At 26.2% G+C, this 22,148-nt stretch carries 24 protein-coding genes and 3 tRNA genes; 10 read left to right on the top strand and 17 right to left on the bottom strand.

What is annotated here, in order from left to right; translation table 11 throughout:
* Nucleotides 1-5: 5 nt before the first annotated feature.
* Both AFAEC_RS00955 and dksA read right to left on the bottom strand, forming a co-directional pair.
* Nucleotides 6-1,004 (bottom strand): tRNA pseudouridine(13) synthase TruD, encoded by a 999-nt coding sequence (locus AFAEC_RS00955; protein ID WP_026806692.1) that lies wholly within the window; start codon nucleotides 1,002-1,004, stop codon nucleotides 6-8.
* On the bottom strand, nucleotides 1,001-1,372 hold the full coding sequence (gene dksA, locus AFAEC_RS00950) for an RNA polymerase-binding protein DksA (protein WP_026806693.1): 372 nt from the start codon (nucleotides 1,370-1,372) through the stop codon (nucleotides 1,001-1,003). Before dksA ends, AFAEC_RS00955 begins: the two co-directional genes overlap by 4 nt.
* 330 nt (nucleotides 1,373-1,702) lie before the next feature.
* On the opposite strand from dksA, the gene AFAEC_RS00945 reads away from it, so the two are divergent.
* Genes AFAEC_RS00945 through AFAEC_RS00935 form a run of 3 tightly spaced genes read left to right on the top strand, consistent with a single transcriptional unit; the run spans nucleotide 1,703 to nucleotide 4,429 of the window.
* Nucleotides 1,703-2,800: an ABC transporter permease gene (locus tag AFAEC_RS00945; RefSeq protein WP_026806694.1), complete on the top strand. Its 1,098-nt coding sequence runs from the start codon at nucleotides 1,703-1,705 to the stop codon at nucleotides 2,798-2,800.
* Nucleotides 2,797-3,468 (top strand): ABC transporter ATP-binding protein, encoded by a 672-nt coding sequence (locus AFAEC_RS00940; RefSeq protein WP_026806695.1) that lies wholly within the window; start codon nucleotides 2,797-2,799, stop codon nucleotides 3,466-3,468. The genes AFAEC_RS00945 and AFAEC_RS00940 overlap by 4 nt, the downstream gene beginning before the upstream one ends.
* The gene (locus tag AFAEC_RS00935) at nucleotides 3,461-4,429 is read left to right on the top strand and encodes a hypothetical protein (protein WP_026806696.1); all 969 of its coding nucleotides are present in this window, start codon (nucleotides 3,461-3,463) and stop codon (nucleotides 4,427-4,429) included. The genes AFAEC_RS00940 and AFAEC_RS00935 overlap by 8 nt, the downstream gene beginning before the upstream one ends.
* A 32-nt stretch (nucleotides 4,430-4,461) precedes the next feature.
* Here the strand turns inward: AFAEC_RS00935 and AFAEC_RS00930 are convergent, their stop codons facing one another.
* From AFAEC_RS00930 to AFAEC_RS00915, 4 genes are all read right to left on the bottom strand, one after another.
* Nucleotides 4,462-4,806: a hypothetical protein gene (locus AFAEC_RS00930; RefSeq protein ID WP_051487642.1), complete on the bottom strand. Its 345-nt coding sequence runs from the start codon at nucleotides 4,804-4,806 to the stop codon at nucleotides 4,462-4,464.
* Nucleotides 4,807-4,926: 120 nt separating this feature from the next.
* Nucleotides 4,927-5,002: transfer RNA gene (locus AFAEC_RS00925), tRNA-Cys, on the bottom strand.
* A gap of 38 nt (nucleotides 5,003-5,040) precedes the next feature.
* Nucleotides 5,041-5,129 (bottom strand) — tRNA-Ser (locus tag AFAEC_RS00920).
* A gap of 9 nt (nucleotides 5,130-5,138) precedes the next feature.
* Nucleotides 5,139-5,225: transfer RNA gene (locus AFAEC_RS00915), tRNA-Leu, on the bottom strand.
* Between the two features lie 186 nt (nucleotides 5,226-5,411).
* Here AFAEC_RS00915 and ilvD point away from each other — a divergent pair.
* The 4 genes from ilvD (at nucleotide 5,412) to AFAEC_RS00895 (ending at nucleotide 10,560) form a co-directional block, all read left to right on the top strand.
* Nucleotides 5,412-7,100, top strand: coding sequence for a dihydroxy-acid dehydratase (ilvD, locus tag AFAEC_RS00910; RefSeq protein WP_026806697.1), 1,689 nt, complete (start codon nucleotides 5,412-5,414; stop codon nucleotides 7,098-7,100).
* A gap of 119 nt (nucleotides 7,101-7,219) precedes the next feature.
* Entirely contained in the window at nucleotides 7,220-8,641 is a 1,422-nt protein-coding gene (locus AFAEC_RS00905) for a Do family serine endopeptidase (protein WP_026806698.1), read from the top strand.
* 12 nt (nucleotides 8,642-8,653) lie between these two features.
* Complete coding sequence (locus tag AFAEC_RS00900) at nucleotides 8,654-9,331, top strand: response regulator transcription factor (RefSeq protein ID WP_026806699.1); 678 nt, start codon at nucleotides 8,654-8,656, stop codon at nucleotides 9,329-9,331.
* Entirely contained in the window at nucleotides 9,328-10,560 is a 1,233-nt protein-coding gene (locus AFAEC_RS00895; RefSeq protein WP_026806700.1) for an ArsS family sensor histidine kinase, read from the top strand. Before AFAEC_RS00900 ends, AFAEC_RS00895 begins: the two co-directional genes overlap by 4 nt.
* 4 nt (nucleotides 10,561-10,564) lie before the next feature.
* Here the strand turns inward: AFAEC_RS00895 and AFAEC_RS00890 are convergent, their stop codons facing one another.
* The 3 genes from AFAEC_RS00890 to AFAEC_RS00880 form a co-directional block, all read right to left on the bottom strand.
* On the bottom strand, nucleotides 10,565-11,173 hold the full coding sequence (locus AFAEC_RS00890) for a hypothetical protein (protein ID WP_026806701.1): 609 nt from the start codon (nucleotides 11,171-11,173) through the stop codon (nucleotides 10,565-10,567).
* A gap of 17 nt (nucleotides 11,174-11,190) precedes the next feature.
* Nucleotides 11,191-11,481 carry a GNVR domain-containing protein gene (locus AFAEC_RS00885; protein WP_162148371.1) on the bottom strand — a complete coding sequence of 97 codons (291 nt, stop codon included), beginning with the start codon at nucleotides 11,479-11,481 and terminating at the stop codon, nucleotides 11,191-11,193.
* Nucleotides 11,482-11,598: 117 nt separating this feature from the next.
* Nucleotides 11,599-12,225 (bottom strand): GDSL-type esterase/lipase family protein, encoded by a 627-nt coding sequence (locus AFAEC_RS00880; RefSeq protein ID WP_026806703.1) that lies wholly within the window; start codon nucleotides 12,223-12,225, stop codon nucleotides 11,599-11,601.
* Between the two features lie 127 nt (nucleotides 12,226-12,352).
* On the opposite strand from AFAEC_RS00880, the gene AFAEC_RS00875 reads away from it, so the two are divergent.
* The gene (locus tag AFAEC_RS00875; RefSeq protein ID WP_026806704.1) at nucleotides 12,353-13,759 is read left to right on the top strand and encodes a DASS family sodium-coupled anion symporter; all 1,407 of its coding nucleotides are present in this window, start codon (nucleotides 12,353-12,355) and stop codon (nucleotides 13,757-13,759) included.
* A gap of 27 nt (nucleotides 13,760-13,786) precedes the next feature.
* Here the strand turns inward: AFAEC_RS00875 and AFAEC_RS00870 are convergent, their stop codons facing one another.
* From AFAEC_RS00870 to AFAEC_RS00860, 3 genes are read right to left on the bottom strand one after another with little or no spacing between them, the layout of a single operon-like run.
* Nucleotides 13,787-14,533 (bottom strand): sulfite exporter TauE/SafE family protein, encoded by a 747-nt coding sequence (locus AFAEC_RS00870; protein WP_026806705.1) that lies wholly within the window; start codon nucleotides 14,531-14,533, stop codon nucleotides 13,787-13,789.
* 43 nt (nucleotides 14,534-14,576) lie between these two features.
* Nucleotides 14,577-16,352: a protein-disulfide reductase DsbD gene (dsbD, locus tag AFAEC_RS00865; protein WP_026806706.1), complete on the bottom strand. Its 1,776-nt coding sequence runs from the start codon at nucleotides 16,350-16,352 to the stop codon at nucleotides 14,577-14,579.
* A gap of 9 nt (nucleotides 16,353-16,361) precedes the next feature.
* Complete coding sequence (locus tag AFAEC_RS00860) at nucleotides 16,362-16,724, bottom strand: thioredoxin family protein (RefSeq protein WP_051487640.1); 363 nt, start codon at nucleotides 16,722-16,724, stop codon at nucleotides 16,362-16,364.
* 130 nt (nucleotides 16,725-16,854) lie between these two features.
* Between AFAEC_RS00860 and AFAEC_RS00855 the strand changes: the two genes are divergently transcribed.
* Nucleotides 16,855-17,211, top strand: coding sequence for a rhodanese-like domain-containing protein (locus tag AFAEC_RS00855; protein WP_026806708.1), 357 nt, complete (start codon nucleotides 16,855-16,857; stop codon nucleotides 17,209-17,211).
* A 15-nt stretch (nucleotides 17,212-17,226) separates the two neighbouring features.
* Here AFAEC_RS00855 and rimK read toward each other — a convergent pair whose 3' ends face one another.
* The 5 genes from rimK to AFAEC_RS00830 form a co-directional block, all read right to left on the bottom strand.
* A complete protein-coding gene (gene rimK, locus AFAEC_RS00850; protein WP_026806709.1) occupies nucleotides 17,227-18,159 on the bottom strand; it encodes a 30S ribosomal protein S6--L-glutamate ligase in 933 nt (310 codons plus the stop codon).
* 9 nt (nucleotides 18,160-18,168) lie between these two features.
* A complete protein-coding gene (locus AFAEC_RS00845; protein WP_026806710.1) occupies nucleotides 18,169-18,582 on the bottom strand; it encodes an ATP-dependent zinc protease family protein in 414 nt (137 codons plus the stop codon).
* 50 nt (nucleotides 18,583-18,632) lie between these two features.
* Nucleotides 18,633-18,857 carry a hypothetical protein gene (locus AFAEC_RS00840; RefSeq protein WP_026806711.1) on the bottom strand — a complete coding sequence of 75 codons (225 nt, stop codon included), beginning with the start codon at nucleotides 18,855-18,857 and terminating at the stop codon, nucleotides 18,633-18,635.
* 62 nt (nucleotides 18,858-18,919) lie between these two features.
* A complete protein-coding gene (locus tag AFAEC_RS00835; RefSeq protein WP_081754545.1) occupies nucleotides 18,920-20,953 on the bottom strand; it encodes an EAL domain-containing protein in 2,034 nt (677 codons plus the stop codon).
* A gap of 30 nt (nucleotides 20,954-20,983) precedes the next feature.
* On the bottom strand, nucleotides 20,984-21,790 hold the full coding sequence (locus AFAEC_RS00830) for a phosphatidylserine decarboxylase (RefSeq protein ID WP_026806713.1): 807 nt from the start codon (nucleotides 21,788-21,790) through the stop codon (nucleotides 20,984-20,986).
* A 114-nt stretch (nucleotides 21,791-21,904) separates the two neighbouring features.
* Here AFAEC_RS00830 and AFAEC_RS00825 point away from each other — a divergent pair, with 114 nt between their 5' ends.
* Complete coding sequence (locus AFAEC_RS00825; RefSeq protein WP_026806714.1) at nucleotides 21,905-22,147, top strand: hypothetical protein; 243 nt, start codon at nucleotides 21,905-21,907, stop codon at nucleotides 22,145-22,147.
* The last annotated feature ends 1 nt before the right edge of the window (nucleotide 22,148 follow it).

The raw sequence follows: 22,148 nt of genomic DNA, 5'->3' as shown, positions 1-22,148 counted from the left end.
AAAACTTAAGAAAAATTTCTATTTGCAAGAAACTCTATTAAAACAGTAGCATAAGAACCTTTTGGCAATACAAAATCTAAACTACACTTTTTATTTTCCATATCATATTTACAAACTATATTTTTAGGAAAAACAACAGCTTCTCGTCTGTACCCTTTTTCATTTATTGCACTATCATCGTATCTTTGCTCAATTTTTAGTGCTGCATCTCTTGCTTTAAAAACATCTCTTCCAGGAAGCAATCCTGTTGGAGTTATTAACTGTTCCTTAAAATCATTTAATATCTTTTCATTTATAATTTTTGGAGTAAAAAATTTATCATTTTCTATATCATAAAAGATATCACCATCTAAAAGTTTAAAACTATTTTTTTCTAATCTTAATCTTTCAACTAACCAAGCATTAAAAAATGTACTTTGATAAGCACTCATTAACATTTTTGCAACTTTTTTATCTTTTATTCTTCCATCTCCAAAAAGTAGCTCTTTTGCTTTATCTAAATTATCTTTTACATCTTTTCCAAATCTTTGGTAACCAAAATAATTTGGCATTCCAAGTTTTGAGATAATTTTTAAAATCTTCTCTATATGAAAAATATCTATTTTTTCAACTTCATAAAGATTTATTTTAAATCTATTTCCTTGTAAATCTCCAATATTTAACTTTTTATTATGTAAACAGAGCTCTTTTATCTCTATCTTTTTTGATTTAAAATTTTTTATCTCTTTTGAATATTTTTTTGGAATAGTAATATATTGAGTTGTAGTTGCTCTTTTATCTTTAAGACCTGCATAACCTATCTCATTTGAGAAAATACCAAAGAATTTAGATAATCTATCTATTAATTCCCAAGTATCACAATTTTGTTTTGTTATCTCTAAAACTATAAAATTCCCTGAATTAGAGAATTTTATTGGTTGCTCTTCAACTATAAAATCCTCTTCATTTTGTAAAAATCTAAAATTTAAAGTTTTATCATTTAAAGGATAAACTCTTTTTATCAAGCTTTTGCTCTTTTCAAATTCTCTTGCTCATATACTGTTCTACACTCTGTGCAAAATTTTGCAAAGGGTTTTGCCTTTAATCTTCCAATTGGAATATTTATTCCGCACATATCACAAATACCATAAGTTCCCTCTTTTATCTTCTTTAGAGCTTCTTCTATTTGTTTTAGCTCATCTAATTGGTGATTTGCAATCATACCCTCAGTAAATGAATCACTTACAAAATCTGCATAATCAAGTTCATCATTAATATCCTGGTCTTTTAACTGATCAATACTATCTATGCTGTTATGAATATTTGCTGAAAGGCTCTCTTTTCTTGCAAGTAAAATTGCTTTTAATTCATCAATTTGATTCTTATTTGCCATAAAAACTCCTTAAAAATTCGTGCGATTATACACTCTTTTAACACTTACTTAACTTAAAATTGCTAAAATAATTATATTATACTAAGGAGAGCACTATTAAAACTTCTACTATTTTTTCAATATTTACTATATTTAGCTTTCTATATTTACTCATTTTTTTACTCTTCTTTTACAAGAAATATAGTGATTTATCAAATACATTAATAATAACAAAATTATCAAATTTTGCCTATTCAACAAAAGATTATAATATAAGATTTCAAGATTATGAAGTCTATAAAAAAGATTTAAATAGTTTAAATTTCAAAAGCTCTTATATGGATTTTGTATATGAGAATTAATGTTTTTTTAAATTTTGTTTTTTTACTTCTTTTAAAACATAAAGCTAAACATATATCAATTTTTATAATCTCCATTTTAATAGTTTTTCTTTGCTCATCAACTATATTTTTAAAAGATTCTTTAAAACATATGCTTTTTAAAACTCTTGAATATCATAGTGATTTTGTAATTAAGAATAATTTCAATAAAGAGATAAAACTAGAAATTATTCCTAAATTAGAAAAAATTAAAGGAATTTCAAATATAGAACAAAGAGTTTATGGGCAATATAAATTTTTAAGTGAAGATATATATTTTACAATTGTGGGAACTACTAATAAAGATTTAGAAAATAATTCAATAATAATTGGAAATGGTGTAAAAAAATCATTAGATAAATATCACTATTTTAATGAATTTGTTATTGGAAATAAAATCTTTAAAATAAAAAACAACTTAGATAAAGAACAAAATATAGTTGCAAATGATTTAATAATTATGGATATAAATCTTGCAAAAGAGATTTTACAAATAGAAACTAACTTTGCAACTGACATTATCTTTGATGTAAGAAATGAGCTAGAAAGAGCAAACATAAAAGAAAAAGTTTTGAAATTAGATAATAATTTAAAAATAATTGAGAAATCTGATATTAAAAAATCTTATGAAAATATTTTTAACTATAAAGGTGGATTTTTTTTAATACTTTTTATTATTGTAATTTTTACCTTAGCTTTAGTTATTTTCCAAAGATATTCACAAATTAGTTCAAATGAGAAAAAACAAATTGCTATTTTAAAAGCTTTAGGTTTTAGTATAAAAGATATTATAAAACTTAAACTTACTGAAAACTTTATAATCTCTTTTACAGCATTTATTTTAGGAGTTATTTTTGCATATATCTTTGTTTTTATCTTTCAAGCACCTATTTTAAAATATATATTTATTGGCTTTTCAAACTTACAAAATAATTTCTTAATTGAAACTTATTTTGAAGTTTCATCAATTTTCACACTTTTTCTATTTTTTATGATTCCATTTTTAAGTGCTGTTCTAATTCCAACTTGGAAAACATCAGCAATAAATCCTTATGAAAGTTTAAAATGATAAAAATAAAAAACTTAAATAAAATCTTTTATGAAAATAAGAACAAAGAGTTTTATGCCCTAAAAAACATAAATTTAGAGATAAAAAAAGGTTCTTGTACTATTTTAAAAGGGATAAGTGGTAGTGGGAAATCAACTCTTTTATCAATTATCTCAACTATTCAAAAACCAACAAGTGGAGAAGTTTTTTATGAGGATGAACTTATTTCAAAATTTCCAGATATTCATTCAAGTAATTTTAGAGCAAAAAATATAGGATTTATTTTCCAATTTTTTAATCTTTTTGATGAACTTAGTGTAAAAGAGAATATATCTATTCCTTTAATTCCTCTAGGATTTTCTCAAAAAATAATTGATGAAAAAGTTGAAATTGCAATGAATAGAGCAAATATATCAAATAAAAAAGATGAATTAATTTTAAATCTAAGTGGAGGAGAGAAGCAAAGATGTGCAATTTCAAGAGCTCTAGTAAATGATGCAAATCTCATACTTTGTGATGAACCAACTGCTGCTCTAGATTTTGAAAATTCACAAAACTTTATAAAAATAATTAAAGAACTTAAGAATTTAGGAAAAACTATAATTATTGCAACTCATGATCCAATATTTTTTAATCAAGAGTTTGTTGATTCACAAATAGAACTTAAAAATGGAATTATTTGTGAATAATATATTTTTATCAAATGAGATTATTGTTTTACTTTTTTCACAAAGTTTAATCTATTTTTTAATGATAATCTCATTTTTCATATCAATAAATATCCTAAAAAACTGGGATTATAGTAAAAGTAACTCTTTACAATATAGTTTAGAAAAGAAATCTTATTTAGTAATTTTAATAATCTCTTTTGCACTATTTTCAAAAATATTTATCTTTTTTTACTTTATATATAGTATAGATTCTCTTACTTTTTTAGTAAAAGAAGCTATGTGTGCGGCTGGAATTTTTTCATCAAATAATTTTGGAGATATAAATTTAGCACTAAAAATAATAAATTTATTTTTTATTGGTATTTGGCTTATCTTAAACTCTTTAGATTTAAAACAGAAAGATTATAGATATACAAAACTAAAATTCTCATTCTTTATTCTAATATTTACTTTTTTTACTCTTGAATTAATTTTGGATATCTATTTTTTAGTAAATATTCCTATAAATGAAGCTGTTGAGTGTTGTTCAATTATATTTGGAACAAATAGTGTATCTAGTAATATCCCCTTTAATCTTAATATTTTTACTCTAATTTTGATTTTTTATCTTCTTTACTTTTTAATTACAATTTTAACTATTCAAAGAAAATCTTTTTTACTAATGATTTTTAATATTTTATTTGTATATATTTCATATTTTAGTGTAACTTATTTCTTTTCAACATATATTTATGAACTTCCAACTCATCAGTGTCCATTTTGTATGCTTCAAGCTGAATACTATTTTATTGGGTATTTTATATGGTCTTCACTATTCTTGGGGCTATTTTTTTCTATATCTATAAATATATTTTCAAAGTTCCAAAATATAAATTTAAATCTTTTTTATAAATTATCTTTAGTTTCTAATTTAATTTTTGTAAGTTTAGTTAGTTTTTATGTTATAAAGTATTATATTTTAAATGGAGTTTTATTATAAATCCGTGAAGAAATTTTCACGGATTTGTATAATTATTTTTTATCTGCTTCTACTGGTGCAGTTAATGTATCTTTAACATCACTTGCTGCATCTTTTACAGTTTCAACAGCTTCTTTTGTCTCTTCTTTTACTTCTGTTGCACTATCTTTAGCTTCTTGCTTTGCATCTTCTACTGTTGCTTTAACTTCCTCTTTTGCTTCAGTTACAGCTTGTTTTGTAGATTCAACTGCTGATTTAGTTTCTTCTTTCACAGACTCTACTGCTTTTGCAGTTTCAGTTTTTGTAGCTTCTACCTTTGTATCAGCTGGTTTTTTATCCTCTGTACACCCTACAAATAATAAAGATGCTGTTGCTAGAGATAATAATACTTTTTTCATTTTGCGTTCCTTTTGTTTTTTATTTTTATTTTTATCAAATAAATTGTGGAATAGTATCAAAATAATTGTGAATTAATTGTTAAAAAAATAAGTTTTTTTATAATTTATAAAAAATAAAAATGGAGGAGCTAGTCGGACTCGAACCAACGCATGTCGGATTTGCAATCCGAGGCATTACCAACTTTGCTATAGCTCCAATAAAGTAAATCAAAAAGATAAATTTGATTGTTTAAGTGGCAGAGGACAAGGGATTCGAACCCTCGGAGGCGTGAACCTCGCCGGTTTTCAAAACCGGTACAATCGACCAACTCTGTCAATCCTCTACTCTTAAGTGGTGCGAATGGTGAGAATCGAACCCACACTCCAAAACTGGAACGGGATTTTAAGTCCCGCGCGTCTACCTGTTCCGCCACACTCGCATATTTTTTAAGAACCTTTTTAAGTTTTTACTTAAAATGGACTGGAATTATAGTGGCTTTTTTTATATTTGTCAAGACTTTTAAAAAAAATATTTTAATTTTATAAAAAATAGATACTTTAATAATATATAAAAATGAATATTTGTATAATCTATACATATTTTTTAAAATTAAATAAGGATAATTATGAGAAGTGATGAAGTAAAAAAAGGTTATGATAGAGCACCACATAGATCTCTTTTAAGAGCAACAGGATTAAAAGATGATGATTTCAACAAACCATTTATAGGTGTTGCAAACTCATTTATAGAGATTATTCCAGGACATTTTTTCTTAGATAAAGTTTCAAAAATCATTAAAGACGAGATTAGAAAAAATGGTTGTGTACCTTTCGAATTTAATACTATTGGTGTTGATGATGGAATTGCGATGGGTCATGATGGAATGCTTTTTTCTCTTCCTAGTCGAGAATTAATTGCAAACTCAATAGAAACAGTTATGAATGCACACAAACTTGATGCTATGATAGCTATTCCAAATTGTGATAAAATTGTTCCCGGTATGATTATGGGTGCTTTAAGAGTTAATGTACCTACTATCTTTGTAAGTGGTGGAGCTATGCAAAAAGGTTATACAAAAGATGGAACACCAATAGATTTAGCAACTGCTTTTGAAGCTGTTGGAAAATTTGAAGCTGGTGAAATAAGTGAAGAAGAGTTAAAAGATATTGAGTGTAATGCCTGTCCTAGTGGTGGTTCTTGTTCTGGAATGTTTACTGCTAACTCTATGAATACACTTATGGAAGCTATGGGAATTGCCTTAAGCGGAAATGGAACAATTTTAGCATTAACAAAAGAGAGAGAAGAGTTATATAGAAAAGCTGCTAAAAGAGTTTGTGAACTAGCTTTAGATAGAGCAAATCATGAGAAATTTAAATTAAGAAATATTTTAAATGAAAAAGCTGTAAGAAATGCCTTTGCAGTTGATATGGCAATGGGTGGAAGTTCAAATACAGTTTTACATATGTTAGCTATCGCAAAAGAAGCTGGGGTTAATTTTGAATTAAAAGATATAAATGCTATCTCAAAAAGAGTTTCTCATATTGCAAAAATTTCCCCTTCTTTAACAACAGTTCATATGGAAGATATAAATAAAGCTGGTGGAGTAAGTGCCGTTATGAAAGAGATGACAAAAAGAGGTGATGATATATTACTTGATAATCTTACAGTTACAGGAGAAACTTTACTTGAAAGAATAAAAGATGCAAAAATCTTAGATACAAATATTATCCATACTATTGATAATCCTTATTCAGAAGTTGGTGGATTAGCCATTCTTTATGGAAACTTAGCAGAACAAGGTGCTGTTATTAAAACAGCAGGTATTACAGGAGCTAGAGCTTTAAGTGGAAAAGCTGTTTGTTTTGATGGACAAGCAGAAGCAATTAAAGGAATAGTTAGTGGAAAAGTAAAAGCTGGAGATGTTGTAGTAATTCGTTATGAAGGTCCAAAAGGAGGACCTGGAATGCAAGAGATGTTGGCACCAACTTCTTTAATTATGGGAATGGGACTTGGAGATAAAGTTGCATTAATTACTGATGGAAGATTTAGTGGAGCAACAAGAGGAGCCTCTATTGGACATGTAAGTCCAGAAGCTGCTGAAGGTGGAATGATAGGATTACTTAAAGATGGAGATATTATAAATATTGATGTTGATAAATATATTCTAAGTGTTGATTTAAGTGATAATGAAATTGCAAAAAGAAAAGCTGAATTCAAACCTCTTAAAAAACCTATAAAATCATCATGGCTAGGACAATATAGAGCTTTAGTTACAAATGCAAGTAGCGGAGCTGTTTTAAAAACAGATTTATAATTTAAAATAGGATAAATCCTATTTTAAATTTACTCTTTATTAACTTTTTATTGTAAAATAGTTTACACTATATTGTCATACTTCTTAAGTTATAAATTTCAATATTTAAGGATTTTAATTTGAATAAAAAATTGTTTTTCACATCTATTATATTGGCTAGTTCACTTTTTGCAAAAAATATAGAATTTGAAGAGATAGGTAAAAACCCACAAAGAATAACTCCAAATTCATCTGCTGAAATCTTATCTTTTAATAATAGTATTAAATCGTCTGTAAATTCTATTGTTAATATTTCAGCAAAAAAGAGTGTAAATTCAAATATTAATACACTTCCTATGCAAATGTTTGATGATCCATTTTTCAAAAAATTTTTTGGAGAAGAGTTTACAAACCAATTTAAACAAAATAGAGTTCAAAGGTCTCTTGGTTCTGGTGTTATTGTTACTAAAGATGGATATATTGTAACAAATAACCATGTTATTGAAAATGCAGATGAGATAAGTGTAACTATTGGGGATGATCCAACAGAATACACTGCAAAATTAATAGGAAAAGATAGTGATAGTGATATTGCTGTTATTAAAATTGATGCAAGTAAAGACCTAACACCTATAAAATTAGGGGACTCTGATTCTTTACTTATTGGAGATATAACTTTTGCTATAGGAAACCCTTTTGGAGTTGGAAATACTGTAACAATGGGAATAATTTCAGCTTTAAACAAAGATAAAGTAGGAATAAACAAATATGAAAATTATATTCAAACGGATGCATCAATAAACCCTGGAAATAGCGGTGGAGCTTTAGTTGATAGTAGAGGGGCTTTAATTGGGATAAATACAGCGATTCTATCAAAAAGTGGTGGAAATGATGGAATAGGATTTGCTATTCCTGTTGATATGGTAAAAGATGTTGTAGGAAAACTAGTAAGTGATGGAAAAGTTGTAAGAGGTTATTTAGGAGTTGCTATAGCTGAACTTGAAAAAGATTCAAAACTAGTTTACAAACGAAGTGAAGGTGCTGTTGTTTTAGATATTTCAAATGATACACCTGCTGCTAAATATGGTTTAAAAAGAGGAGATTTAATCTACTCAATTAATGGAAAACCTATAAAAGATAGAAATGCATTACAAAATACAATTGCCTCTTTCAAACCAAATGATAAAGTTAATTTGGGAATAGAAAGAGATGGAAAAGATATAAGTTTAGATATAATTTTGGCAGATAGATCAACTATAATTGGAATTCAAAGTGAAACAAATAGTTTCCTTGGTGGATTAAAACTAAGTAACATAACAAATGAGACTATAAAAAGATATAGACTCTCTAATGATACAAATGGAGTTTTAGTAACTGATGTTGAACCAAAATCAAAAGCTGAAAAAGCTGGTTTTTTAGCTGGAGATATAATTGTACAAATTGAAGATATAGAGATAAAAAATCTATCAAATATAGAAACTGCTTTAAAAAAGTATAATGAAAAACATAAAAGAGTTTATATAAATAGATATGGTCAAACAATAATGTTTGTAATTCAATAAAAAGGATCTACCATTATTAAAATACTTATGATAGAAGATGATTTAGAATTAGCACAAATCATCTCGGATTATTTAAAAGCGTTCGATATCCATGTTACAACGACTGATAGCCCTTACAATGGGCTCTCTATGCTTGATTTGAATAAAGATTATCAATTATTAATTCTTGATTTAACTCTCCCTGAAATTGATGGTCTTGAACTTATTCCAAAAATTAGAGAAAAATCTCAAATTCCAATAATTATTAGTTCAGCAAGAGATGATATATTAGATAAAGTTATGGGTTTAGAACGAGGAGCTGATGATTATTTACCAAAACCTTATAATCCTAGGGAACTTCAAGCAAGAATTAAAACTATTTTAAAAAGAGTTGATTCAAGTTCTTCAAATAAAAAAGATAATGAAAATCAGATTTTTGAATTAAGAGAGAGTGACATTCAAATAATTTTTAAAGATGTTGCTTTAAATCTTACATTAGCAGAATATGATATCTTAAAACTTCTTATACAAAGAAATCATGGAGTTGTGTCAAGAGAAGATTTTATTTATACAAGTGATAATATAGAAGATGATTCATCTTTAAAAAATATTGATGTAATTATTTCAAGAATAAGAACAAAAATAGCAAATATCGATAATAGTAGACAATATATAAAATCAGTTAGAGGTATTGGTTATCAGTTAATATGATAAAAAACATCTCTATTTCTACTTTTATAAATATTATTTTTACTCTTGCATTTATATCCATTTTTGCAACTTTTGCTATATTTATTAAATATGATAAAGAGAGACATGATTCAAGTTTACAAAATAGATATGAGTTAATAGCCGAAAACTTTTTAATACTTTTTCAAGACTATCCAACAAATGAAAGATTGGTAGAACTTTATAAAAAATTTAATGTAAGACCAATAGATAATAGAGATAGAATTTTAGAAATTATAAACAATGCTCAAGAACTTACAATTACTCAAAACTATTTAGGAACTTATAGAGTTTATAAATTTGATGAAACTTTCTATATTTATGTTCAACAGTATGGTTATAATATTATGTTAAGAGATACAAAACATCATAATTATAGTGTTGCATTTATCTCTATTGGATTTATTGCTGCATTAATAATATTTCTAATTTTATATGAAATCTTAACTAAAAAGTTGAAACCTTTAAAAATTTTGAATAGACAAATAATAGAGTTTTCAAAAGGGAATAAAGATATAAAACTAAATTATAGTGGAAATGATGAAATAGGAACAATTGCAAGAAATTTTAATGAAGCAATAAATATTATAAATAATCAATCAAAGTCAAAAGATCTGTTTATGAGAAATATGATGCATGAGCTTAAAACTCCAATTACAAAAGCTATGTTTATTGCTGAAACTTTGGAAAATGAAAAAACTAAAGATAATCTTCAAAAAGCATTTAGAAGAATGGATGATATAATTAAAGAGTTAGCAACTGTTGAAAAACTCACTTCAAAAAATACTATGATTTATAAAGAAAAAGTAGATTTTCTTACAATTTTTGATAAGACAATAGATTTAATGCTAATAAACCAAAAAAATCTTGAGCAAGATATTATAAATTTTTATTTTGAAGTTGATATTTATATGATGTCAATAGCTCTTAAAAATTTAATAGATAATGCTCTAAAATTTAGTACAGATAAAAAAGTAAAAATAGAAGCAAATAATAAAAGTATAAAAATAATATCAACAGGAGAGGTTTTAAAAAATAGCCTAGATTTTTATACAGATGCTTTTTATCAAGAGGATAAAAGAAGCAGTGGTTTTGGTCTTGGGCTTTATATAGTTAAAACTATTGTAAATTTACATAAATATAAACTAAAATATAAAAATAAAGATGGAAAGAATTATTTTATTATTGATTTAGAAGATAGATTAAAATAGTTTCTTATAATTTATAATCCAAACTCTCTATTTTCAGTTTTTTATTTATAAATGGGTCAATAATAGCATCAATTTCATCTAATTTATATTTCAACGGGAATCCTATTTTCGAAGCTGTTGCTGTACTTTCTAAAATATAAAACCTCTTATTATTTACATATAAAGCTGGGTTCCTAAGATTTTCATCTTCAAGATTTATTATGACAAAAATATGTTCAGGAACAAGTACAAAATAAGCCTCATAATCTCTTTGTTTAAGAAGTGATATAAGTAAATTTGATTTATCATCACAATCTCCAAAGTTTTGTTCTACAACTTTTTTTGGACTTTTTGCGATACTTTCGTTTATTTTATATGGAATATTTGTTACAAAATCTAAAATCTTTTGAACTTCACAAATTTTATCTTTATTACAAGTTTTAGTTAGAAAATCACTTAGTTTTTTTGTATATTCATCAACTCTTACTTGATTTACATAAGTTGAATCTCCTATATCCATAAATTGATTTTTAACTATAAAAAATGATATATAAATAAGATATATCAGATATATTAAAAAGAAAATAGAGATAAAAAGTGATAAAAATTTTACACTATTACTTTTTATCAACATTTTTAACTCTTTTTTTATTAATTTTTTTCTTTAAAAGATTGTATAAAGTTTAGAAAAAATACCAAAAAAATTGAAAATATAAATCCAGTTATAAATGCAACTACAATAATCAAAGATTTCTTAGGCTTTATTGGAAAATCATTTGTTATAAGTTCTCCAACTATATCACTATTTTTTAACTCTTCAACTTTCTTTTCTAAATCTTTTAATTTAATATTTAGCAAGTCTTCTTTCTCTTTTATTAAATTTCCAACTATATTTTGTAAACTTAGAATAAGATTTTGTGTATTTAATAATTGAATTACCATAAGCATATTTTGACTATTATCACTTGATTTTTATTTTGAAATTCTAATTGCACCATTTTAATACTCTTTTAATTTTTGTTGATTAAAATCTATTTTTTATCTAAAATAGTATTAATCTTATTTTCTATTATTTTTTAACTCATCTATCCAAAGTTTATAGGCATCTCCATTTAAATGTAAATCATCCTTTGTAAATTCACTCTTTAGAACTTTATTTGGTGCTAAGATTGGATTTAAATCTATAAAATTTATACTATTTTGCTTTGCAAACTCTTTTAAACTAATATTTAACTTTTCAACTTCTATATTAAAATCTTTTTTTCTACTCTCTCCAATATATAAAGTTGATTGGATATTTATTTTTATACCTAATTTTTGAAAAAATTCAACTATTTTTTTATAGTTATCAAATACAACTTCAAATTTTGCACCTCTCATAATATCATTTACACCAATCATAATATAAACCTCTTTTATATTTGGGCCAACTATATTTAATCTATCAAGAACTCCACTTGTAGTATCTCCACTAATCCCTCTATTTTGTACCACTTCTTGCCAAAGTTCACTCCACTCTCCTTCATCAGTTATAGAATCTCCAAGCATCATTATTTTTGCACTGCTAATATCTTTCAACATAGAAAATTGGCTCACTTTATGTTTATAATATGGATCATTTTGTATTCTCCATTCACTAGCAATCAAAGCTTGCAAAAAAAGAGTTATCAAAATTATAATTCTCATTTTTTCCTCCAGTTTTTTATATATAGTATATCAAAAAGGGCTTAGATTTAGGATTTTAAAGATTTACTTAAAATTATATACTAAAAAAATATATTATAATAACTTAATATTTATATTAGGAGGATTTATGTCAAAACAAGCTATAAAACTATTAATACCTGTATTAGTAGCAATTGCCTTGTGGTTTATTCCTGTACCTGAAGGTTTATCTTCAAATGCATGGCATTTTTTAGCAATATTTTTAGCAGTTGTTATTGGGCTTATTCTTGAACCTGTTCCAGCAGCTCTTGTAGGTTTTACTGGTGTTTCTATTGTTGCCCTTTTAGGCTTAGTTGGAAACTCTAAAGAGAGTATCAACTGGGCATTATCAGGATTTGGGAATAGTGTTATTTGGTTAATCTTTGCTGCTTTTATGTTTGCACTTGGATATAAAAAAACAGGTCTTGGTAAAAGAGTATCTTTACTTATGGTTAAATATATGGGGAAAAGTACATTAGGATTAGGATATGCTGTTGCATTTTCTGATTTAATTCTTGCTCCATTTATGCCATCAAATACTGCAAGAAGTGGTGGTAGTGTGTATCCAGTAGCTATTAATATACCTCAAATTTTTAACTCATTTCCAAATGAGAACCCGCGAAAAATTGGTTCTTATATCTCTTGGGTTGCAATAGCAACAACTTGTGTTACAAGTTCTATGTTCTTAACTGCACTTGCTCCAAACTTATTAGCTGTAGATTTAATTGCAAAAAATAGTGGTCATACTATAACTTGGATGGAGTGGGCAAAAGTTATGATTCCTTTAATGATTCCTTTATTTTTACTAACTCCTTGGCTTACTTATGTTATATACCCACCTACACAAAAAAAATCTCCAGAAGCTCCAGCTTGGGCAGCAGAAGAGTTAAAAAAGCTAGGTTCAATTACATTTAAAGAGTATTTAATGGCTACTTTAGCAACAGTTGCTCTTATTTTCTGGATATTTGGAAAAGAGTTTGGTGTAGATGCTACAACAACAGCTATTTGTATTGTTTCAATAATGGTTTTATCAGGGGTTATCACTTGGGATGACTTACTTTCAGATAAAGCAGCATTTAATGTATTTATTTGGTTCTCTACTTTAGTTGCTATGGCTGATGGGTTAAAAAAAGTTGGTATTTTAGATTATATAGGTAAAAATTCTCAAGTTATGCTATCAGATTTGAGTGCAACATCTTTAATTATTGCTCTAATAATTTTATTTTTCCTTTTACACTACTTTTTTGCAAGTGTAACTGCTCATGTTACTGCATTAGTACCTTTATTTATGGTTATTGCATCTACACTTTTACCTGCTGAACAAATAATTCCATTTACAATTATTTTTGCAGGAACTTTAGGAGTTATGGGAATTATCACTCCTTATGGAACTGGTCCTTCTCCTATTTGGTATGGTGCTGGATATATTTCTCAAGCAAAATGGTGGGCATTAGGTGGTATTTTTGGTATATTATATTTAATAACTATGATTATAGGTGTATTTATATTTATATAAGAAGTTTAAAAGAGAGTTTTCTCTCTTTTAAAAAATTGTTTGATAAATTAAAGAAATTGCAATTAAAAATAAAAATACTTTAATAATCTTTCTATAGCTATCTTGAGGAATCTTATTTTTTATTTTAAGCCCTATAAACATAGCTATTACAACTACTATTAGGCTACTCAAAGATATTGTTAATATCTCTTGTGTAAATGAATCATGGAATATAAAAATTACTATTTGAATAAGCTTTCCAGATAAAAAGCATATATTTGTTGATTGAATTACATCTTTTCTTGTATGTTTTAACTCTAAGGAATAAATTAATAAAACTATTGCCATAACATTGGTCAAGCCACCAATAATTCCTGCACTAAGCCCAAATATAACTAAAGAAGTTTTTGGTTTATCTCTAACCCAAGTCATCTCAAATTTAAATTTCTGAATAAGCAAATAAAAAAGAATTGTACAAGCTAGTAGTATCTTAAAAAATTCTGAACTACTATAAATAAGAATTTGTGTTCCTATTGCACTTCCTATCATTCCAAAACTAGCTAGAGGATAAAATTTTTTTATAGCATTAAAAAAATTACCTTCACTAAAAATAGCTATTATATTAATTAGTAGTGTCGGAATAGCTACATATAAAACTGCCGTTTTCATATCTGTAATCATAGCAAGAAGTGGTGTTGCAATAAGGGGAAAACCAAAACCAAGACTTCCTTGAATTAAAGAAGAGAAAAATAAAATTATTGATAAGACGATTAAAAAATCACTATTTAAGTCCATAATAAATCCTAAAAAAGAAGGATTTATTATATATAAATATTATTTAATTTTGAAAATTTTTATTTATAATTTCCAAAAACTCTTTTGGATTTTTATATCCAACTATTTTCGCACTTTTCACCTCTTGTTTATTTACATCCCAAAAAATAAGTGCAGGTGGTCCAACTATTCCAAATTTTTTCTGTATTTCTTTATCATCATCACTATTTTGTGTAACATCAACTTTTAAAAGTGTAAAGTTTTGAAGTTTTGCTATAACTTCACTATCTTTAAATGTAATCTCATCTAACTCTTTACAAGATACACACCAAGAAGCCCAAAAATCAAGTAATACTGGTTTTGAAGATTTTTTTATAGCATCTTCTAATTGAGTTAAATTTTGTACTTTTGTAAAACTCAATTTTTGAGTAGAAGCTACAGCTACTCCACTTGTAAATTTATCAAGAGGTTTTAGTGGATTTGTAGCACCACTTACTGCTCCTACAAATAGAATAACACCCAAGATAAATATAACAGTTGAAATTAATTTTGAAATAATATGTGTATAAATTTTTAGATAAATACCTGTTCCTAAAAATAATAATGCCCATAAATACATAGCTAAGCTTGGATTTATAACTCTATCAAGAAGCCAAATAGCAACTCCTAACATAATTATTCCAAAGATTTTTGTAACACTTTCCATCCAACCACCTGGTTTTGGCATAAATTTACCTGCACCTAAACCAATTAATAAAAGAGGAACTCCCATTCCTAAACTAAGAACAAATAAAGCTATTCCACCTAAAATAGCATCACCCGTTTGTCCTATATAAACCAAAGCACCTGCAAGTGGTGGAGCTACACAAGGTCCAACAATTAAAGCAGATAAGAATCCCATAATTGCAATTCCAACAATACCTTGTTTCTCTTTTCCTTCTGTTGTTTTATTTATTTTTGATTGTAAAGCACTTGGAAGTCTTATTTCAAAATATCCAAACATAGAAAAAGCTAAAGCTACAAAAACTAAAGCAAATATTACTAAAACATAAGGATTTTGTAGAGTGGCTTGTAAATTTGCTCCAAAAACACCTGCAATAATTCCAGCTATTGTATATGCCATACTCATAGCAAGAACATAAACTAATGACATAAAAAAGCCTTTTTTAGCACTCATATTTTCATTTTGTGAAGCTTTTACTATAATTGAGGATAAAATAGGAATCATAGGAAAAACACAAGGAGTAAATGATAAAAGTAATCCAAAACCAAAGAAAGTAGCAAGAACTATCAAAGTACTTGAATCTTTGAAAACTTGTGCAATACTATCAGTCTCATTTAAATTTTCATTATTTGTTAAAAGAATCTCATCTTTTTGTACAATTTCATCTTTTGATTGTTCAATAATTTGCTCTTTTACATCTGATTCAAAGAAGATTACTTGTTTTTCACTCATAGGTGCATAACAAAGCCCTGCTTTTGAACAGCCTTGAAATTTAAACTCTATTTCATATTTTTTTGAATCTATTTTAGATTTTAAAAGAGTATATGGAATCTCTATATTTAAACCATCAAAATGTACAATAAATTCATCATATTCTACTGGTTTTGGAAGATTTAACTCTTTTATAAGTTCAATCTTCTTTGGTTTAGTAATATTTACTTGTAATTTATCATCATACAAATAAATATCTTTTCCTAATTCTAACTTGATATTTAATCTATCTTCTTGCTTTTCAAAATTAACTTTAAAAGCCTCTTCGGGTTCTAGTACTTTATTCCCTAATTCAAGAGAAAAAGAATAGACAAAAAGCATCAATAATAAAACAATTTTTCTCAATTTTTATCCTTATTTAAACTCATTCTTACTAACTTCTAAAAGTTCTTCTACAGTTTTTACTCCGACATCTTGTTTTAAAGGTTTTCCATCTTTAAAATATATTAAAGTTGGTAACTTTCTAACCCCATATTTTTTTGCCAAAAACAACTCATTATCAATATTTACTTTAAAAATTTGAACATTATCTGGTTTTTGTATCTCAAAATCCTCTAAATTATTTGCTAATACTTTACAAGGTGGGCACCAAGGTGCATAAAAATCAATAATTACATTCTTCCCTTTTATTTTTTCATTAAAATTATCAATTGTTAGCTCTTCATAAGAAAAAAGTGCTGTAATTGATAATAAGAAAATAAACAAATACTTTTTCATCTCTTCCTTTCTTTATTTTTGTTTTATTATATTTAATCTTTGTAAAGAGTTTGTTTATTAATATTTATAACATTTAATTTTAAATAAATTATAAATTTTTATGATAATATTTTATTTTTAAGGAGAAAATATGACAAATTTAATCGATTTATATCCAAAGGAAGTAGAGCAATTAATAAATGAAAATGTTGTAATGATAGATGTAAGAAGAGAGAGTGAGTTTATAAATACTGGAATTATAAAGAACAGTATAGCACTTACATTCTTTGATGATTTTGGAAATTATAATATTGAAAAATGGTTAAGTGAATTCCAAAAATATGTAAAATCAAAAGATCAAATGTTTATCTTAATTTGTGCACATGCAAATAGAACTAAAATGATTGGAAACTTTTTAATAGAACAAGGATATACAAATGTAGCCCATTTATATGGGGGAATTGCCCTTTGGTTAGATGAAAATAGAGAGACTTTAGCTTATAAATAAACTAAAGTCTATACCTTATGCACCAATTGTATCTTTTTTTATTTTTCTTTTTGTAGGATTTATAGGACAACTAGGTTTTAAATTCTTTTCTATATAATCCATAACTTTTCCTGCTACATTTATTCCTGTTGATTTTTCAATACCTTCAAGCCCTGGACTTGAATTTACCTCCATAACAAGAGGTCCTCTTTTTGAAATTATCATATCAACACCACAAACTCCAAGCCCCATGGCTTTTGCTGCAGCTAAAGCAGTAGCTTTTTCTTTTCTATTTAATTTATAAATTGTTGCATTTCCACCTTGATGAAGATTTGACCTAAAATCTCCTTCAGCTCCTTGTCGTTTCATAGCAGCAACTACTTCACCATCTACAACAAAAACCCTTATATCACTTCCTCCTGCTTCTTCTATATACTCTTGAACAAGCAAATTTACATCCATTCCATAAAAAGCATCAAGAACAGATTTTGCAGCTTTTTTACTATCTACAAGTACAACTCCAACTCCTTGTGTTCCTTCAAGAATTTTTAAAACTAAAGGTGTCCCTCCACTTAAAGCAATAACATCTTTTGCATTTGATTTATTTGATGCAAAAACTGTTCTTGGCAAATCTACTCCATTTTTTGATAAAACTTGAAGGCTTCTAAGTTTATCTCTACTTCTTGTAAGAGCTAAATTTCCAGTTGTTGAAAAAACATCTTGCATCTCAAAGTGTCTTACCATTGCAGCTCCGAAAAAAGTTCTACTTGCTCCAATTCTAGGCACTATTGCATCTGGGATTGGTAAAACTTTTCCTTCATAATTTACAACTAATTCATTTTTCATAATCTCAATTGTACATTTTAGATAGTCAATAACTTTTACTTCCCAACCTTTATTTTTTGCCTCTTCATACAATCTTTTTGTAGAATAAAGTTCTTCATTTCTTGATAAAATATAAACTAACATTTTTAATTCCTATCTTGTTAAATTCTTTTTTGATACATCAACTAAAAAACGATTTTTGAGAAATTTTCTTCCAATTAACATTGGATATTTCATATCAGCACGATTTGTCAAAGAGACTATAGTTTTATAAGTTTTATTTGCAAATTTTACTTTTACTTGAATAAATGCTCTTTTTTGTATAGTTCCATTTGAACTCTTCACTTTTTTCTCAATATAAAGTGGCATTTGTACTATTTTATTATGATATGCTGGATGAACTTTATCTAAGAGTCTAAAAGTTACAAATTCATCTTTTATAGTTATATCATCACAATGTAGAGAGTTAGAATAGGCACCTGTATCAATTTTTGAATCTAAATCAAAAAGTTCTAAATCCAAAATTGATATTGGTTCAATTCTTCCTATTATTTGTAGTTGTGACATAACAAGCCTTTTTTTACTTAATTATATCACAAGAAAAAGAGTTTTAAATATTATTTTTTAAGCTCTTTTGCTTTTTTTAAAGCTTCAATCACTCCATCAATATTTTCATAAGGAATGTGAGCTTTCCATTGAATATCTTCACCATTTAATGCAATTGCAATACTTACAACATCATCTGTATCTTTTCCATAAGGCTCAGTTACATTTGAAACAATAATCTTCCCTTGTTTTGTTCCAGCTAAATCAAGTTCTGTTATTTTTGTAGTTTGTGACATAAATTCTCCTTAGTATTTAAGTTTATCAATTTTTACTAAAATATACTTTCTATTCGATTAAACTACTCTATTGTTGCTTCTGGTCTTCCTAAATAAAAACCTTGAAACTCATCTACTTTTAAATCTAATAATCTTTTGTAAACTTCTACACTATGAACAAACTCTGCCGTAATTTTAATATTTAAAGCTTTTGAAAAATCAATAATTGATTTTACCATTTCACTTGAGTTTTTATCTGTTGTAATATTTTTAATTAAAGAACCATCAATTTTTATAAAATCTGGCCTAATTTTTAAAATATGTGCAAAATTAGAATATCCTGTTCCAAAATCATCAATTGCTATTTTTATACCCTGTTTTCTATATTTACTTACAAAATCATCAAGAATTTGATACTCATTTATAGAGTCACTCTCTAAAATCTCAAAAACCAATTTTGCCTTATTTTCAATATCTAGTTTATCTATATATTTATCTAACATATCTATAAAATCATTATTCATAATATCATCAAAACTAATATTAAATGAGATAAATTTTTCTGTTGTTGGCAAAAGTACTATAATCTTTCCTAGCATCTGATTTACAAGATTTAAATACTGCTTTGTTTTAAAAGCTGTATCTAAAAATAGATATGGAAGATGAAATATCTCTTTTCCATGCATATCAAAATCTTTTATTCTCATTAAAGCTTCATATTTTACAATCTTATTTTCAGTATTAAAAATTGGTTGAAAAAATGGAATTACACAATCATTTGCAATAGCTTCTTTAATCTTTTCTCTCCAATAAATAGAGTTCTTAATTGACTCTTTTGTATCTATTTCTGTGTTATATACAAAAAATCTTTTATTTGATTTCTTAGCTTTATTTAGAGCTATTGTTGCTGTTTTTACAGGGTCTTCTTGGGCAATAGAAATTCCCAAAGTAACATTTATAAAAAGCTCCAAATTCTCTTTTTCTACATATATTGGTTTCTCTTTAAAAACTTTTAAACTTTCACTAATAAACTCATCATATCTTGAAAAATTCATCATTGTTGTATTTACAAGAGCAAATACATTTCCATATAATCGATAAGGAGTAACTCCAAATTTTTCTGAAAAATTATTTAAAACTTTTGCTGTTTCAACTAAAACTAAATCACCAACATTAAATCCATAAAGTTCATTTATATCAGCAAAAGAGTCAATATCTATTAAAACAATAGAAACAAACTCACAATTTTTAATATCATCTTCTAAAGCTATTCTATTTTTAATTCCTGTTAAAGAATCTATATAAAGCCTATTTTTAAATACTTTTTCTTGAATCTCAATATTTTTTCTATTCGCTTCTACTTCATCAACTAAAGTATTAAATTGTTTAGATAAATAAACTATTTCATCTTTAGATTTTTCTGTTTTATCTAAACTAGAAACTACATTTATTTTATTTACTTCAGTTAGCATTTTGTTAATAGGAGCAACTATTTTAACAGTAATAAAAACTCCAATTAGAGTTAAAACTCCAAAGAGAAGAACTGAAATATTTAGAATTAAAGAATTAACCCCTGCAGTAAAATTTAAAAAATCATCTTTATATACATTTGAAGCTATATACCAGTTGAATTTATCATTATGAACTATCCAAGATATCTTTTTATAGTTATAATTATATGGGTCATAAATCCTATTCCATTCATACTCAAGTGGCTCTTTTGTAATAGCATGGGCTTTCATTTCTTCATAAAGATATTTTTTTCCAACCCCTGGAATTATTACATCTTCCAAAGATTTTGAAGAAAACTCTCCACTTGGATCAAAAATAATTTTCCCTTTATCATCAAAAATAAAAATGTATCCTGCTTTTCCTAAAGTTAAACTAGAAACTATTAGTTTTACTTGCTCTATTAATTGCTCTTTTTCTTCATATTTTCTTGATTCATTATTTATTGCTTGTACTATTCTTTCAAATTGTCCTTTTGATATTTCTAATTCAATATTTGATAAATAATTATTTATTTTGGGAGATAAAAAAAATATAACAAATGCTATATATAATAAAAGGCTAACAATTAATAACCAAGCGATTTTAAAAAAAAGTTTTGTATTCATCTTATATTATTACTTATATACATTTTATAATTAAATTATATTTGAAATCTTTTGTCCAAATTTCACACCTTTACTTAAAAGATTTTCTAACTCTACAAAATCTTTTTCCCAAATCATAACAACAGTTGAACCCATTTTAAAATAACCTAAACAATCAGCTTTTGAAACTTCTATATTGTCATAATTATAAACTTTTATCTCTTTTGTATCTCTATTTGTTTCAACTTGTGGCTCAAAAGTAAATACCATCTGTCCAACATTTAAAGCTCCAACAAAAACCATATAAAATAGTTTTCCTTGAGCTTCACACTCTAAAATTACTCTCTCATTTTGTATAAAAAGTTCAAACTCTTTATTTAGATATTTTAAATTTACTGGATATAATTTTCCTGGAACATGAATTAATTTTTTTAGCTTAAAATCTATTGGTGCATGATATCTGTGATAATCTTTTGGAGAGAGATAAAAATTCATAAAATCTCCATTCTCAATTTTATCAAAGTTATCACTACAATAGTATGTTAAAAGCTCCTCAACACTATATTTCATGCCCTTTATCTGCAAAGCTATATCAAAATCTAGCTTTCCACATTCAGTTATTAACCCATCTGTTGGAGAGATAAAGATATTTGCAGAATCATCAATTTTTCTATCTATTAATAACTCTCTTGTAAAAAGCTCATTCAATGTCTTATAGTGTTTAGCATTCTTAAACTCTGTCATATCAAGTTTCATAAGTTTTACATAACTTGTATTTATAGTCTTTTGAATAAAACTTGGAAATTTCTTACTTGCAAATTTACCAAAATATTGTGATAAAAGATTTGTTATATGCATTACTTTCCTTTAAAATTTAATTAGATTGTACCACTTTTTTATTATTAATTTGCTTTAAACCATAAATTTTGATAAAATTTTGCCCTTAATTTTTATTTTTATAGGATATTATTTATGTTTAAAATTATTATTCAAGACCAATGTGGTTGTTTTAAAAAAAGTCATTTACAAAATAATTTAAATTTTTCTTCAAAAGATGATGCTTTACTAAAAGCAATTGAGATGAAAAATACAATGAACAAAACTTTTTGTAAGAAGCATGAGTTTCAAATAGAAGAGATTTTTAATAATCTTGTAATCAAATTTTATAAAGATGAACCTATAAACTCTTGCTGTGGAAATGGTTGTTGTATGTAAA

It is taken from the genome of Aliarcobacter faecis, from assembly GCF_013201705.1.
GTDB classification, from domain to species: domain Bacteria; phylum Campylobacterota; class Campylobacteria; order Campylobacterales; family Arcobacteraceae; genus Aliarcobacter; species Aliarcobacter faecis.
Note: the sequence above shows the minus strand (reverse complement) of the source record. Positions and strands in the feature narration are given on the sequence as shown.

Bases quoted from the DNA above. Each gene is read 5' to 3' on its own strand.
- dksA (WP_026806693.1), bottom strand. From the start codon at position 1,372: ATGGCAAATAAGAATCAAATTGATGAATTAAAAGCAATTTTACTTGCA.
- AFAEC_RS00945 (WP_026806694.1), top strand. From the start codon at position 1,703: ATGAGAATTAATGTTTTTTTAAATTTTGTTTTTTTACTTCTTTTAAAA.
- AFAEC_RS00940 (WP_026806695.1), top strand. From the start codon at position 2,797: ATGATAAAAATAAAAAACTTAAATAAAATCTTTTATGAAAATAAGAAC.
- AFAEC_RS00930 (WP_051487642.1), bottom strand. From the start codon at position 4,806: ATGAAAAAAGTATTATTATCTCTAGCAACAGCATCTTTATTATTTGTA.
- ilvD (WP_026806697.1), top strand. From the start codon at position 5,412: ATGAGAAGTGATGAAGTAAAAAAAGGTTATGATAGAGCACCACATAGA.
- AFAEC_RS00895 (WP_026806700.1), top strand. From the start codon at position 9,328: ATGATAAAAAACATCTCTATTTCTACTTTTATAAATATTATTTTTACT.
- AFAEC_RS00890 (WP_026806701.1), bottom strand. From the start codon at position 11,173: ATGTTGATAAAAAGTAATAGTGTAAAATTTTTATCACTTTTTATCTCT.
- AFAEC_RS00885 (WP_162148371.1), bottom strand. From the start codon at position 11,481: ATGGTAATTCAATTATTAAATACACAAAATCTTATTCTAAGTTTACAA.
- AFAEC_RS00880 (WP_026806703.1), bottom strand. From the start codon at position 12,225: ATGAGAATTATAATTTTGATAACTCTTTTTTTGCAAGCTTTGATTGCT.
- AFAEC_RS00875 (WP_026806704.1), top strand. From the start codon at position 12,353: ATGTCAAAACAAGCTATAAAACTATTAATACCTGTATTAGTAGCAATT.
- AFAEC_RS00870 (WP_026806705.1), bottom strand. From the start codon at position 14,533: ATGGACTTAAATAGTGATTTTTTAATCGTCTTATCAATAATTTTATTT.
- AFAEC_RS00860 (WP_051487640.1), bottom strand. From the start codon at position 16,724: ATGAAAAAGTATTTGTTTATTTTCTTATTATCAATTACAGCACTTTTT.
- AFAEC_RS00855 (WP_026806708.1), top strand. From the start codon at position 16,855: ATGACAAATTTAATCGATTTATATCCAAAGGAAGTAGAGCAATTAATA.
- rimK (WP_026806709.1), bottom strand. From the start codon at position 18,159: ATGTTAGTTTATATTTTATCAAGAAATGAAGAACTTTATTCTACAAAA.
- AFAEC_RS00845 (WP_026806710.1), bottom strand. From the start codon at position 18,582: ATGTCACAACTACAAATAATAGGAAGAATTGAACCAATATCAATTTTG.
- AFAEC_RS00840 (WP_026806711.1), bottom strand. From the start codon at position 18,857: ATGTCACAAACTACAAAAATAACAGAACTTGATTTAGCTGGAACAAAA.
- AFAEC_RS00835 (WP_081754545.1), bottom strand. From the start codon at position 20,953: ATGAATACAAAACTTTTTTTTAAAATCGCTTGGTTATTAATTGTTAGC.
- AFAEC_RS00830 (WP_026806713.1), bottom strand. From the start codon at position 21,790: ATGCATATAACAAATCTTTTATCACAATATTTTGGTAAATTTGCAAGT.
- AFAEC_RS00825 (WP_026806714.1), top strand. From the start codon at position 21,905: ATGTTTAAAATTATTATTCAAGACCAATGTGGTTGTTTTAAAAAAAGT.